We start from the raw sequence: 12,814 nt of genomic DNA on the forward strand, positions 1-12,814 counted from the left end.
TCTCACGCGGTGGTGGCCTCCCCCGCGCACCACCGACCCTGCCACGGGCGGCCGGGCACCTCTTCGGGGGCGGCGGGTTCGGGCGGCGCCGCCCCGGCGGGGAACACGGGGGCGAGGGGCAGGACGGCCGCGACGGTGAAGCCGCCGTCCGGGCTGGGACCGGCTTGCAGGGTGCCGCCCACGCTGCGGGCGCGTTCCCGCATACCGATCAGTCCGAACCCCGGCGGCTGCGCGGGGTCGGCGGGGAGCGCCGCCGGGCCGCCGGGGGTGTGCGACGCCGCCAGGATGTCCGGGCACGGTACGGAGGTCCGGCCGTGCCCGCTCACGGGGGCGGTGAGCGGTCGCCGGGCCGGGTGGGAACCGGGGGCGCCGTCGTCCGTGACGAGGACCTCCAGGAGGCCGTTCGCGGCCCGGACGGTCACGGCCACCGCGACGCCGGTCCCCGCGTGCCGTACGGCGTTGGTGAGGGCCTCCTGGACGATGCGGTAGACCGCCGCGCCGACCGCCGGGGGCGGTTCCGTGTCGAGGGCGCCGCGTACGGTCAGGGTGACGGCGGCGCCGGTCGCGCGCGCGGACTCCGCGAGGTGGACGAGTCCGCCGACACCGGGCAGCGGGCCGCGTGGCTCACCGGGCGCGTCGGCGCGCAGCACTTCGAGGGTGGCGCGCAGTTCCCCGCGCGCGGTGCGGCAGGTGTCGGCGATGTCGTCGAGGGCGCGGGCGACGGCGGCCCGGTCGAGGCGGTCGGGGTCGGCGGCGAGGACGTGCGCGGCGACGGAGGTCTGCACCCCGACGAGGGTGATGGTGTGGGCGAGCAGGTCGTGCAGGTCCCGGGCGATCCTCAGCCGTTCCTCCGCGACCCGGCGGCGGGCCTCCTCCTCGCGGGTGCGTTCCGCGCGTTCCGCGCGTTCGGTGGCGGCGCGGACATTGCGCCGGTGCACCCGTACGTACTCGCCGACGACGAGGACGGCGACCACCCAGCCGGATATCTGGAGCAGTTCCATGGCCTTGTGGGGACTGACCCTGATCATGATCGACACCGACAGTCCGACGGTGCCGAGCCCCACGTACACGGTCCGCCGGGGGGTGCCGAGGACGGCCACGGTGTACAGCGCGAGGTAGGTGACCGGGCCGGAGGCCGCGTGATGGTAGTCGAGGGCGTGGTACGGGGCGACGAACGCGACGACCCCGAGGAACGAACACAGCGGCGCCCGGGTGCGGAAGGCCGCCGGGACATGGGCGGCGAGGAGCAGCGCCCAGCCGAGGGCGTCGAGGCCCCCCTCGGCGTCGCACAGCACGGCGACGATCACCGCGGACGCGGCGAAGGCGGCGGCGAGGGCCCGGTCGTCACGCAGACAGCTCCGCCAGACCGGACCCGGGCGGTCGGGTGTCCCGGCGGCGAGGGCCTGGTCGTCACGCGGGAAGCCCCGCCGGGCCCGGCCGGGCCCGGCGGGCGTCGCGGGGGCGCCGGACCCCTCGGGAGGGCCGTGGCGGGCCACAGGGGGCGCGTCCGGCGCGCCCTGGGGGGCCAAGTCGGCTCGTGCGGCGGTGCGGTGGGATTCCACGGGGCCATCCTGCGGCATGAGGGCGCCCCTCCGGGAGGGAGGGGCGCCCGCGGGTTCACGGAACGGGGACGGGTTCCTCTGCGGGGCGGTCGGGCACGGGCACCGGCGCGCGCTTGGACAGCGGGCCGGGCCACCACACCTTGCGGCCGAGGGCGACGCTGGCGCTGGTCACCAGATACGTCCGCACCAGGAAGGTGTCGAGGAGGACACCGACCGCGACGACGAACCCGAGCTGTACGAGCATCACCATCGGGAGGTTGAGCAGCACCCCGAAGGTGGCCGCGAGGACGAGTCCCGCCGACGCGATCACGGCGCCGGTGCTGCGCAGCGCGCTGAGCGCGGCCGGGCCCGGTTCGGCGCCCGCCAGGGACTCCTCGCGCATCCGGTGCATCAGGAAGATGCCGTAGTCGACGCCGAGGGCGACCAGGAACACGAACGACAGCAGCGGGAGTCCGGGGTCCATGCCCTCGAAGCCGAACAGCGGGCCGAAGACGAGGCCCCCGATACCCAGCGAGGCGCCCCACACCGCGACCACCGCGGCGATGAGCAGCAGCGGCGCGACCAGACTGCGCAGCAGCAGGATCAGGATCAGCAGCACCAGGACGAGCACGAGCGGGATGACGAGCGTGGTGTCCCGGGAGTGGGTCTTCTCCAGGTCGATCTGCTGCGCGCTCGGACCGCCCACGTACGAGTCGTCGAGGGCGGAGCGCAGTTCCCCGATCGTCCTGGTCTCGGCGGCCGACTCCGGCTTCGCGGAGGCGATGACGGACAGCTCCGTCCAGCCGTCGGCGCTGCGTCCGCGTGCGACGGCCTCCACGCCCGGGACCCGTTCGGCGGTGGTGAGGGTCACGGCCGCGCGGCCGGTGGGGGTGATCACGGTGATCGGCTGGGAACCGCGGTCGGGGAACGCCTCGCCGAGGGTCTCCAGCGCGGCGATCGACTCGGGCTTGTCGGTGAAGGAGTCCTCCTGCTTGAGGGTGCCCGGCATGGCGAACACCCCGAGCGCCAGTGCCCCGAGGACCGCGGCGCCCCCGATCAGCGCCCGGTACGGGTAGCGGCCGGCGGAGCTGCCCATCGCCGCGAACAGCGACCTGCGCGCCTTCGGTTCGCTGCCGTACGCGGGTATCAGCGGCCAGAACACCCGGCGGCCGAACAGCAGCAGCAGGGCGGGCAGCAGGGTCACCATCGCGAGCAGCGCGCACAGCACCCCGAGGGCGCCGAGCGGGCCCATCCCGCTGCTGCTGTTGAGGTCCGCCACGAGCAGCGACAGCAGACCGACGGCGACCGTGCCGGACGAGGCGATGACGGCGGGCCCGCAGCCGCGCAGGGCGGCGGCCATCGCGTCGTACGGGCGCTCCACGCGGCGCAGTTCCTCGCGGTAGCGGGCCACCAGCAGCAGGGCGTAGTCGGTGCCGACACCGAAGACGAGGACGGTCATGATCGACGCGCTCTGCGTGGTGACCGGGGTGTCGAAGAGCCGGTTCAGGCCGTAGGCGCCCGCCCGGGCCAGCACCTCGGCCATACCGGCGCTGATCAGCGGGATCAGCAGCAGGAACGGGCTGCGGTAGATGACGATGAGCATCAGCGCGACGACACCGACGGTGGTGAGGAACAGCGGGCCGCCGAGCGAGCCGTACACCTCTTCGGCGTCGAACTGGATGGCGCCGGAGCCGCCGACCTCGACTCCGAGGCCGTCGGTACCGGTCGCGGTGGCCCGGACGTCCTTGACGAACGCGGCCCGGGCCTCCTCGTCCTGGCCCGGGGCGTTCGTCGCCACCGGGTACATCAGGGTGGCGCCGTCCTCCGACGGGATGCCCTCGGGGGTGGCGGCGAGTTCATGGGCCGCGCCGATCTCCCGTACCTGGTCCTCGGCGGTGGTGCGGTCGGCGGCCGTCAGCCCGCCGTCGCGGTGGTAGACGAGGACCAGTTCGGTGGTCTCGCCGCCCGGCAGGCTGTCCTGGATCTTCGCGACCTGCGTGCTGTCCGCGCCGGCGGGAAGGTAGTCGACCGCGCGGTCCTGCTGGACGTCACCGAGTTTCCCCGCGAAGGGGACGACGAGGGCCAGCAGCACGACCCAGAGGCCGAGGACGGCCCAGGGAACGGCGGTTCTCCGGGACCTCCCGGGCTTCCGGGGCCGCGGGGTGTTCCGGGGCTCGGGGTGGGTGGTGGATGTCGTTGTCGTCACGTGTTCCAGCATTCCGCCACGGCACGGGGCTTCCGTCGGACCCGGGTGCGAGCTTCCGGCTACGTCCCAGGGAGCGAACCGGTGCCCGCTACTCCCCGGGGAGTAGGTCCCCGTCCCCGTCGTCCTCGCTTGCGCTTTCCAGGTCTGTCCGGCTGGGGGTACTTCGTTCCTGTGCCGTCACTCGGTGGTTTCGCGCAGTTCCCCGCGCCCCTTTGGGGCGCATCCGGCTTGTTCTTCGGGTCGGTGCCGGTCGGGATTCTCCGTCCTCGATCCGACACGCTCGGTACGACGTCCAGCGGAGCTACTGAAGAGCATCGGAGTCTGCGAGCAGAGATTCCCGCCCACCCCCTCCCGCAGCCGAGCGACTGCGGGAGGAGAGGGGTGCCCCTTCAGGGGCGCGGGGAACTGCGCAAAAGACGAGGACGGACCCGCACCCGAAGAGCGACCGTAAGGGGGCAGCATCCAGGGGCGCGGGGAACTGCGCACCCACGAACAACCTGTGCGGGAACAAGCGCGCCCACCCGGACAGACCTCGGGGCGGCAAGCGAGGGCGACCCGGGGGAAACCCTCAGGAGGGTGTGGGACGGGCCGACTTCAGGAGGCGGGTGACATCCTCCGTGGTGAGCGTGAGGGCACAACCGACAGTGGTCAACGTGTCCCGCTCGGCGGGCGTATAGGCCCCGTCGGCGAGCGCGATCCGCGCCCCTTGGAGCAGCAGCGCCTCCCGCCCCGCGGGAGCCAGATGAGGCGCGAGCGGTTCGAGCGCCTCACGGAGCTCGACGGTGAGCCCCGAGGCCCCCGCCCCCGACCCCGCGAAGAACCCGGGCAACCGCCCGGGCTCCGCGCACAACGCCTCGACGAGCGTCACGAGCTGCTCCCCGTCGCAGTCCCGGTACCCCGCGTCCCGGACGACGGCCAGCGCCGCGTCCACGGCCGCCCGGGCCCCCGTACCCCCCGCGGCCAGCACCGCGAGCGCCACCGTGTGCACCGCGTCCCGCAGCATCGCGGAGAACCGCTGCGAGGTCGGATGGTCGAGCGCGTCCGTACCGAACCGCTCCTGGCAGCTGACGCACTCGACGACGGGCGCGGCGGCCCCCCGGGGCACCAGCGGCAGCCCGAGCACGGTGAACCTGCGCCGTCCGGTGCGCCGCTGGTAGTTGCGGTCGCCGCCGCATCCGGGGCAGTAGAACTCGCCGTCGGACACGGTCGTCCACACGGTCCGGACGCCCATGAGGCGGGACCGGCGGGCACCGCGGACGGCACGGCCGTACCGTCCCCTGCTTGGCAGCACCTCGCACCTCCGTAACGCCCCGGCAACATCGCCGTGTTGGCGTGATGTTAGCCACATGAGGCGGGCGGCGTCAGTACCCCTGGTGTGAAGGTGGCCGGGAGACGCCCCGGCACCGGGTGCCACTGGGGCGTCCGGTGCCGGGGGAACCGCAGGTGACGGGGGTCGTCAGCGGGTGGCCCGGTTGACGGCGGAGACAACGGCCTTCAGCGAGGCGCGTGTCGTATTCGCGTCGATGCCGATCCCCCACAGGACCTTGTCGCCGATCGCGCACTCGATGTACGAGGCGGCCTGCGCGGAGGCGCCCTCGCTCATCGTGTGCTCCTGGTAGTCCAGCAGCCGTACGTCGATGCCGATGGACTGGAGGGCGTCGAAGAACGCGGAGATCGGGCCGTTGCCGGTGCCGCTCAGCGCGGTGTCGGCGCCGTCGACGGTCGCCTCGACGGTGAGCCGGTCGATGCCGTCGGTGTCGGTGGTGGACTGGCCGGTGCGCAGCTGGACGCGGCCCCACGGGTTGTCCGGGTTCGGCAGGTACTCGTCCCGGAAGACGTTCCAGATGTCCTTGGGGGTGATCTCGCCGCCCTCGGCGTCCGTCTTCGCCTGGATGATCCGGGAGAACTCGATCTGCATCCGGCGCGGCAGGTCCAGCTTGTGCTCGTTCTTCAGGACGTAGGCGATGCCGCCTTTGCCGGACTGCGAGTTGACGCGGATCACGGCCTCGTAGGAGCGGCCCACGTCCTTGGGGTCGATGGGCAGGTACGGCACGGCCCACTCGATGTCGTCGACGGTGACGCCCTGGGCGGCGGCGGTGGCCTCCATCGCGTCGAAGCCCTTCTTGATGGCGTCCTGGTGGGAGCCGGAGAAGGACGTGTAGACGAGGTCACCGACGTACGGGTGACGGGGGTGGACCTCCATCTGGTTGCAGTACTCGGCGGTGCGGCGGACCTCGTCGATGTCGGAGAAGTCGATCTGCGGGTCGACGCCCTGCGAGAACAGGTTCATCCCCAGGGTGACCAGGTCGACGTTGCCGGTGCGCTCGCCCTGGCCGAACAGGCAGCCCTCGATACGGTCGGCGCCGGCCATCAGGGCCAGTTCGGCGGCGGCGACGGCGGTGCCGCGGTCGTTGTGCGGGTGCACGGACAGGCAGACGTGCTCGCGGCGGGACAGGTTGCGGCTCATCCACTCGAAGCGGTCCGCGTGGGTGGACGGCGTGGACCGCTCCACGGTCGCGGGCAGGTTGAGGATGATCTCGCGGCCCTCCTCGGGCTGCCAGACGTCCATGACCGCCTCGCAGACCTCCAGCGCGAAGTCCAGCTCGGTGTCGGTGAAGATCTCCGGGCTGTACTGGTAGCCGAAGGTGGTGCGGTTGTCCAGCAGCTTCTCCGCGTACTCCATGACCAGCCGGGTGCCGTCGACGGCGATCTGCTTGATGTCGTCCTTGGAGCCGCGGAAGACGACCCGGCGGAAGACGGGCGCGGTCGCGTTGTACAGATGGACGGTGGCGCGCTTGGCGCCGACCAGGGACTCCACCGTGCGCTCGATCAGGTCCTCGCGGGCCTGGGTCAGTACGGAGATCGTGACGTCGTCGGGGATCGCGTGCTCGTCCTCGATGATCGACCGGACGAAGTCGAAGTCGGTCTGCCCGGAGGCCGGGAAACCGATCTCGATCTCCTTGAAGCCCATCTTCACCAGCAGATCGAACATCTCGCGCTTACGGGCGGGCGACATGGGGTCGATCAGGGCCTGGTTGCCGTCACGCAGATCGGTGGACAGCCAGCGGGGGGCCTTGGTGACACGCTGGTCGGGCCAGGTCCGGCCGGTGATGTCGACCTGCTCGTACGGGCGGTACTTGTGGGTCGGCATCGTGGTGGCCCGCTGGAGGTGCGTCGCGTTGGTGACCGGCGTGGGACTGCCGACGGCGGACGCGGGGGCGGCGGGGCGGGAAGGGCTGGACATGATGCGTAGGGCTCCTCTTGGTCCACGGGGGACGGCCGACGGCTGAGCGCAACACCGAACTCCGCGGGGAGGGGGTCGGCCTACGACTTACAGGCCCTCGCCGCGGCAGCTAAGGAGAAGCAGCCCGAAACGCATGGTGGTCGCAGCCTAGCCGAGCCTCCCCCGGACCGGTGCCCTGTCCCAGTATGCGGGACGGATGGGGCGGGTCGGGGCGAAGGGTCCAGGGCGGGCCCCATGGCCCATCGGAACCCTCCCACGCCCGGGAACAGCCCTGTTTCACTCCTTTTCACCAATCCACGTGACAACGGGTGACAACTCGATGACCCAGTGCCACATTGCGAGGCATGGCATCTCAGCGTCCGGGCCACGAGCCCGTCTTCTGCACCGTCATCCCGCCGCACGTCCTCGACAAACTGGCCGAGGCCGCCGACTCCGTCATCTCGGCGGCCGCCCGCCGCACCCTGGAACTGGACGCCGCCCAGCGCACCCGGCGGCGGATCACCGCCGTGCGCGGCGCCGTCCTGAGCGCCGTCACCGGCGTCTCCGACACCCCGGACCGCCGGGTCCACGACGCCCGGACCCGGGAGGTGCTGCCCGGCCGCAAGGTCCGTGACGAGGGCGACGAGCCGACCGGCGACGCCACGGTCAACCGCGCGTACTCCGGACTGGGCGCCACCTTCGACCTGTACCTCAAGGAGTACGGCCGCCGCTCCATCGACGACTCCGGGCTGCCGCTCATCGCGACCGTGCACTACGGCGAGAACTACGCGAACGCCTTCTGGAACGGCGAGCAGATGGTCTTCGGCGACGGGGACGGCGACCTGTTCCTCGACTTCACGCTGCCGGTGGACGTGATCGGCCACGAGCTGACGCACGGCGTCGTCCAGTACACGGCGAACCTGGAGTACTACGGGCAGTCCGGCGCCCTCAACGAGTCGGTGTCCGACGTCTTCGGCTCACTGATCAAGCAGTACGCGCTCGGACAGCGCGCCGAGGACGCGGACTGGCTGATCGGCGCGGGGCTGCTGGGCCCCTCGGTCACCGGGACGGCGCTGCGCTCGATGAAGGCGCCCGGCACCGCGTACGACGACGACGTGCTCGGCAAGGACCCGCAGCCCGCGACGATGGACGACTATGTGCGCACCAGCCGCGACAACGGCGGCGTGCACATCAACTCGGGCATCCCCAACCACGCCTTCTACCTGCTCGCCACGGACCTCGGCGGCAACGCGTGGGAGCGGGCGGGCCACATCTGGTACGACACGCTGACCAGCGGCGAGCTCGCGTCGGACGCGGACTTCGCGGACTTCGCCCGGCTGACCCTGGCCACCGCCCGGAGCGTCTTCGGGGACGGTGACGAACTGGAGGCCGTCCGCAAGGCGTGGTCGTCCGTGGGCGTCCCGACGGGCTGATCGGGGTATGCGGACAGTCATGCGTATCTTCGTGCGGCGCACAGGTGGGTTCGCGGGGATCGAGCGGCAGGCGGAGGTCGACACCGCCTGCCGGGCCGACGCCGCGGACTGGCACGCCCTGGCCGAACAGGCCCTGGCCGGTGCGAGTCCGGTACCCGGTACGGGCGTCCCGGACGGTTTCTCGTACGAGGTCACCGTCGACGGCCGGACCCTGCACTACGCGGACCCGACCCTGACGGACGCGCAACGGGAACTCGTCTCCCGAGTCCTGAAGGAAGGCGCCTGACCCCCTGCCCCTCTGACGACCGAACCGGACCGGGGCGGGGGCAGGCGTGTGCCCCCAGCCCCGCCCCACCACCACAGGGGCGCGAGGAACCGCGCACCCACGGGGAACCGGCACAGGAACAACCACGCCCAGCACAGGCGACCCAGGGGCGCGGGGAACCGCGCGAAAACGAGGACCGGCCCGCACCCGAAGAGCGACCGCAAGAGGGCAGCACCTCAGGGGCGCGGGGAACTGCGCACCCACGTCCGTACCCACACAGGGACAAGTACGCCCAGGCGTGGAACCCCAGGGGCGCGGGGAACTGCGCACCCACGAGCGACCCGCACAAGAAGAACCGCGCCCAGCACAGCAGACCCAGGGGCGCGAGGAACCGCGCGAAAACGAGGACCGGCCCGCACCCGAAGAGCGACCGCAAGAGGGCAGCGCCTCAGGGGCGCGGGGAACTGCGCACCCACCGAGCGACCCGCACAGGAAACACCGCGCCCCGCACAGGCAACCCAGCGGCGCGAGCCCAAGACGGGCTCAGGACAGCGGCGCCAGCCCCGCAGTCACCGAGGCCGCCGCACGGCGCGACGTGTCGCCGGACGCGCGCGCGAAGTCGAGGACCAACCCCCGCAACACCTCGGCGGAGCCGTACGCACCGGTGATGTACCCCGCCCGCCCCAGATGCGCCAGCCCATGCATCTGGCAGAACAGCTGCCGCACCAGCAGATCGGGATCGGCCCCCGCCCGGAAGCGCCCCGCCGCGACACAGCGGCGGATCGCGTCCCGCGGGGCGCGCAGCACATGGACACCCAGCCTGCGGTCGTCCTCGGTCTGCTCGAACCCGGCGATCGCGGAGCCGCCGAACATCACCGCGTACACATCGGGCTCCTCGCGGGCGAAGTCCTGGTAGGCGCGGCACAGCGCGGCGAGTTCGGCGACGGGGTCGTCGGGGTGGGCGGCCGAGGCGGCCTCGACCCGGGTGTGGAAACGGTCGAAGCCCTCCTTCATCAGCGCGCGGACGAGTCCGGGCATCGACCCGAAGTAGGTGTACACGGCCATGGTCGACGCGCTGACGGCCTTGACCAGCCGGCGGACGCTCAGCGCCGCGGCGCCCTCGTCCGCGAGCATCCGGGCGGCCTGGTCCAGCAGACAGCGGCGTACGTCGGTGGGCTCTCGCCGTTCCTCGGTTGACACCAGGCCACCATAACGCTGTTATAGACATAACGGTGTTATGGGTGGGGGCGATCACCTGTGAACGGAACCGGCATGCCGGTTCCGGTGCACCGGCACGTCCCAGCGACCGATACGGAAGAGGACCCATTGCTCCCGCGCAGTGTCCGCGCCATGCGCCGCCAGCTGACCCGGCTGCCCGAGGCGGGCGGCGCCACCGAAGGGCTCACCGAACACCACGGCCCCGGCCCCGCCCGCCCGCCGCTGCGGCTCGTGATGATCGGGGACTCGGTCGCCGCCGGGGTCGGCGCACCCGCCCTCGGCGAGGCCCTGGCGGGCCACCTCGCCGCCGCCCTGACCCGGATGACCGGGCGTCCCGTCTCCTGGCGGGTCTCCGCACGGGCCGGGGCGACCCTCCCGTATGTCCGCCGCTCCCTGCTGACCGGGCTGACCGACCCGACCAGCCGCTGGACCCCCGACCTGGTCCTCGTGGTGGCGGGGACGAACGACGCGCTGCGGCTGTGCCGCCCCCGCGCCTTCCGCGCCGAGGCGCGGCGGCTGGTCCGGGACATCCGGCTGCGGCTCGGGGACGACGTCCCCGTGGTGTTCACCGGGCTGCCCGACCTGCGCGGGGTGGAAGGGCTCCCCGCGGCGATGCGGGCGCCGCTCGGACAGTACGTCCGGCTGCTGGACCGGCAGCTGCTGGCCCTCGCGCGCCAGGACCCGGGCGTGCACCATCTGTACTCCGGCGGAATGCCCGAGATCCCCGGGTCCTGGATCGCCGAGGACCGGTTCCACCCGTCCCCGGAGGGCTACCGGGCCTGGGCCCGGGTCCTCGCGGGCCGTCTGTCGACCCTCACGGAAACACTGCTGCCGGACCCCGTACGGTGACCGGGTCCGGCAGTGTGGACAGGCGGGCGGCGCGGCGCAAGAGGCCCGCGGATCCGTCAGAAGCCCAGCTTGCGCAGCTGACGGGGGTCGCGCTGCCAGTCCTTGGCGACCTTCACATGCAGATCGAGGAAGACCGGGGTGCCCAGCAGCGCCTCGATCTGCTGACGGGACTTGATCCCGACCTCCTTGAGCCGCTTGCCCTTGGGACCGATCACGATCCCCTTCTGGCTCGGGCGCTCGATGTAGACGAAGGCGTGGATGTCCAGCAGGGGCCGGTCGGCGGGCCGGTCCTCGCGGGGCAGCATCTCCTCGACGACCACGGCGATGGAGTGCGGCAGCTCGTCCCGCACCCCCTCCAGCGCGGCCTCACGGATCAGCTCGGCCACCATGACCTGCTCGGGCTCATCGGTGAGATCGCCCTCCGGGTACAGCGCGGGACCCTCGGGCAGCAGCGGCACCAGCAGATCCGCCAGCAGACCCACCTGCTGGCCCTGGACCGCCGACACCGGCACGATCTCGGCCCACTCGAAGCCCAGCTCCTTGGCGAGCTGGTCCACCGCGATGAGCTGCTCGGCGAGGGTCTTCTGGTCGACCAGGTCCGTCTTGGTGACGATCGCCATCTTCGGGGTCCTGCGGATACCCGCGAGCTCCTTGGCGATGAAACGGTCACCGGGGCCGAGCTTCTGGTCGGCGGGCAGACAGAACCCGATCACGTCGACCTCGGCCCAGGTGGCGCGCACCACGTCGTTGAGCCGCTGGCCGAGCAGCGTACGGGGCTTGTGCAGGCCAGGGGTGTCGACCAGCACCAGCTGGGCCTCGGGGCGGTGCACGATGCCCCGGACCGTGTGCCGGGTGGTCTGCGGCCGGTTGGAGGTGATCGCCACCTTCTGGCCGACCAGAGCGTTCGTGAGGGTGGACTTGCCGGCGTTGGGACGCCCCACGAAGCAGGCGAAGCCCGCCCGGTGGGTGGCTTCGGAAGGCTCGGATGACGGGGTGCGAACACTCATGCCGCCCATTGTCCCCGATCCGCCGGGCCCTGTGGCACCGCACCCGCTTTCGATCACGGCTCGCGCCCGTACCGGACGGCCCCCCGGCCGCCCGGTACGGGCTGCCCTCGCCCTGTACCGGACGGCCGGGGGGCCGCCCGGTACAGGGCGAGGGCAGCCCGTACCACGGGACCCGGGCGCGCCCCGCGCGCCCACCGTTCCGGCAGCCGTGGTCATGGGGTGACGAGGGGTTCCGAGTCATAGGCCCGGTGCAGTGCCTCCAGGAAGGCCGGGGCCTGCGGCAGGTCCGCCGACCCGATACGGCGCACCGCCACACCCGGCGTCCAGGAGTTCATGACGACGGCCCCGGCCAGCTCCGGCACGTCGTCCGGGGTGATCCGCGCCACGCGCTGCGGGACGTCCAGGGCCTCCAGGCGGCGGCTGACGATGCCCATCGTCGTCCCGCGCAGCATCTCCGCGTCCGGCCACAGCACCGAGGTGCCGTCCCAGAACGCCAGGTTCCAGATCGTCGCCTCGCTGAACGCGCCCGTGCGGTCGGTGAACGCGGCGTCGTCGAAACCCTGCTCCACGGCCCGCCGCAGCAGATGGGTCTTGGCCACCTCGCCGACGTGCTTCACGGCCGGCAGGAACCGTTCGTGCCCGACGACCGCCAGGGCCAGCGGTCCCGGTGGGCCGGAGCTGGGTTCACCCGTGCGGACCAGCACCTCGGGCTCCGCGTCCGCCGCGGTGAACTCCCCCGCCGGTGAGTACACCGTCGCCGTCAGGGAGAGGTCTGCCGGGCCGTCCGCGAGGGCCGTCCGCAGCAGGGCGCGCACCCGGTCCTCCGGCAGCGCCCGGCCGAACAGTTCCACGGAGGCGGACCTGAGCCGTTCCAGATGGAGGTCGAGGCCCCGTACCCGGCCGTCGCGGACCTGTATGGCGGTGAAGTGGGCGTGGCCCGCGAAGGCCAGCGGCGCGAGGTCGCCGGCGGTGGCCGTCCGGCCGTCACGCTGCACGACGAAGTTCATGGTGTCCTCCGGTGGATCGGAATCAACTGCTTCCAGCAGGACGTTAAGGGGTGACACCGGTGACA

At 72.4% G+C, this 12,814-nt stretch carries 10 protein-coding genes; 3 read left to right on the forward strand and 7 right to left on the reverse strand.

Annotated features, from left to right (window positions below; all coding sequences use genetic code 11):
* Window positions 1–2: 2 nt before the first annotated feature.
* The 4 genes from AB852_RS31620 to leuA all read right to left on the reverse strand — a co-directional run bounded on the left by AB852_RS31620 (window position 3) and on the right by leuA (window position 6,898).
* Window positions 3–1,562, reverse strand: coding sequence for a sensor histidine kinase (locus AB852_RS31620; RefSeq protein ID WP_425444196.1), 1,560 nt, complete (start codon window positions 1,560–1,562; stop codon window positions 3–5).
* A gap of 55 nt (window positions 1,563–1,617) precedes the next feature.
* The gene (locus tag AB852_RS31625) at window positions 1,618–3,633 is read right to left on the reverse strand and encodes an MMPL family transporter (protein ID WP_073794273.1); all 2,016 of its coding nucleotides are present in this window, start codon (window positions 3,631–3,633) and stop codon (window positions 1,618–1,620) included.
* Between the two features lie 682 nt (window positions 3,634–4,315).
* Window positions 4,316–5,038 carry a TerB family tellurite resistance protein gene (locus AB852_RS31630; RefSeq protein ID WP_073793639.1) on the reverse strand — a complete coding sequence of 241 codons (723 nt, stop codon included), beginning with the start codon at window positions 5,036–5,038 and terminating at the stop codon, window positions 4,316–4,318.
* A gap of 165 nt (window positions 5,039–5,203) precedes the next feature.
* On the reverse strand, window positions 5,204–6,898 hold the full coding sequence (gene leuA, locus AB852_RS31635) for a 2-isopropylmalate synthase (RefSeq protein ID WP_073794276.1): 1,695 nt from the start codon (window positions 6,896–6,898) through the stop codon (window positions 5,204–5,206).
* Window positions 6,899–7,335: 437 nt separating this feature from the next.
* Here leuA and AB852_RS31640 point away from each other — a divergent pair, with 437 nt between their 5' ends.
* Both AB852_RS31640 and AB852_RS31645 read left to right on the forward strand, forming a co-directional pair.
* Window positions 7,336–8,403, forward strand: coding sequence for a M4 family metallopeptidase (locus AB852_RS31640; protein WP_073793640.1), 1,068 nt, complete (start codon window positions 7,336–7,338; stop codon window positions 8,401–8,403).
* 19 nt (window positions 8,404–8,422) lie between these two features.
* Window positions 8,423–8,689 carry a protealysin inhibitor emfourin gene (locus AB852_RS31645; RefSeq protein WP_073793641.1) on the forward strand — a complete coding sequence of 89 codons (267 nt, stop codon included), beginning with the start codon at window positions 8,423–8,425 and terminating at the stop codon, window positions 8,687–8,689.
* Between the two features lie 522 nt (window positions 8,690–9,211).
* Here the strand turns inward: AB852_RS31645 and AB852_RS31650 are convergent.
* The gene (locus tag AB852_RS31650; protein WP_079185064.1) at window positions 9,212–9,868 is read right to left on the reverse strand and encodes a TetR/AcrR family transcriptional regulator; all 657 of its coding nucleotides are present in this window, start codon (window positions 9,866–9,868) and stop codon (window positions 9,212–9,214) included.
* A 150-nt stretch (window positions 9,869–10,018) separates the two neighbouring features.
* On the opposite strand from AB852_RS31650, the gene AB852_RS31655 reads away from it, so the two are divergent.
* Complete coding sequence (locus AB852_RS31655) at window positions 10,019–10,735, forward strand: SGNH/GDSL hydrolase family protein (RefSeq protein ID WP_073793642.1); 717 nt, start codon at window positions 10,019–10,021, stop codon at window positions 10,733–10,735.
* Window positions 10,736–10,791: 56 nt separating this feature from the next.
* On the opposite strand, the gene era is transcribed toward AB852_RS31655, so the two are convergent.
* Together era and AB852_RS31665 are read right to left on the reverse strand one after the other, a co-directional pair.
* Entirely contained in the window at window positions 10,792–11,751 is a 960-nt protein-coding gene (gene era / locus AB852_RS31660; protein WP_099282063.1) for a GTPase Era, read from the reverse strand.
* 203 nt (window positions 11,752–11,954) lie between these two features.
* Complete coding sequence (locus AB852_RS31665; RefSeq protein WP_073793643.1) at window positions 11,955–12,749, reverse strand: aminotransferase class IV family protein; 795 nt, start codon at window positions 12,747–12,749, stop codon at window positions 11,955–11,957.
* Window positions 12,750–12,814 lie beyond the last annotated feature (65 nt).

Origin of the sequence: Streptomyces uncialis, from assembly GCF_001905345.1 — a bacterium.
Classification (GTDB): Bacteria; Actinomycetota; Actinomycetes; order Streptomycetales; family Streptomycetaceae; genus Streptomyces; species Streptomyces uncialis.

Excerpts from the sequence above, each read along its gene's own strand:
- leuA (WP_073794276.1), bottom strand. The coding sequence starts at position 6,898 with ATGCCGACCCACAAGTACCGCCCGTACGAGCAGGTCGACATCACCGGC.
- AB852_RS31640 (WP_073793640.1), top strand. The coding sequence starts at position 7,336 with ATGGCATCTCAGCGTCCGGGCCACGAGCCCGTCTTCTGCACCGTCATC.
- AB852_RS31645 (WP_073793641.1), top strand. The coding sequence starts at position 8,423 with ATGCGTATCTTCGTGCGGCGCACAGGTGGGTTCGCGGGGATCGAGCGG.
- AB852_RS31655 (WP_073793642.1), top strand. The coding sequence starts at position 10,019 with ATGCGCCGCCAGCTGACCCGGCTGCCCGAGGCGGGCGGCGCCACCGAA.
- era (WP_099282063.1), bottom strand. The coding sequence starts at position 11,751 with ATGGGCGGCATGAGTGTTCGCACCCCGTCATCCGAGCCTTCCGAAGCC.
- AB852_RS31665 (WP_073793643.1), bottom strand. The coding sequence starts at position 12,749 with ATGAACTTCGTCGTGCAGCGTGACGGCCGGACGGCCACCGCCGGCGAC.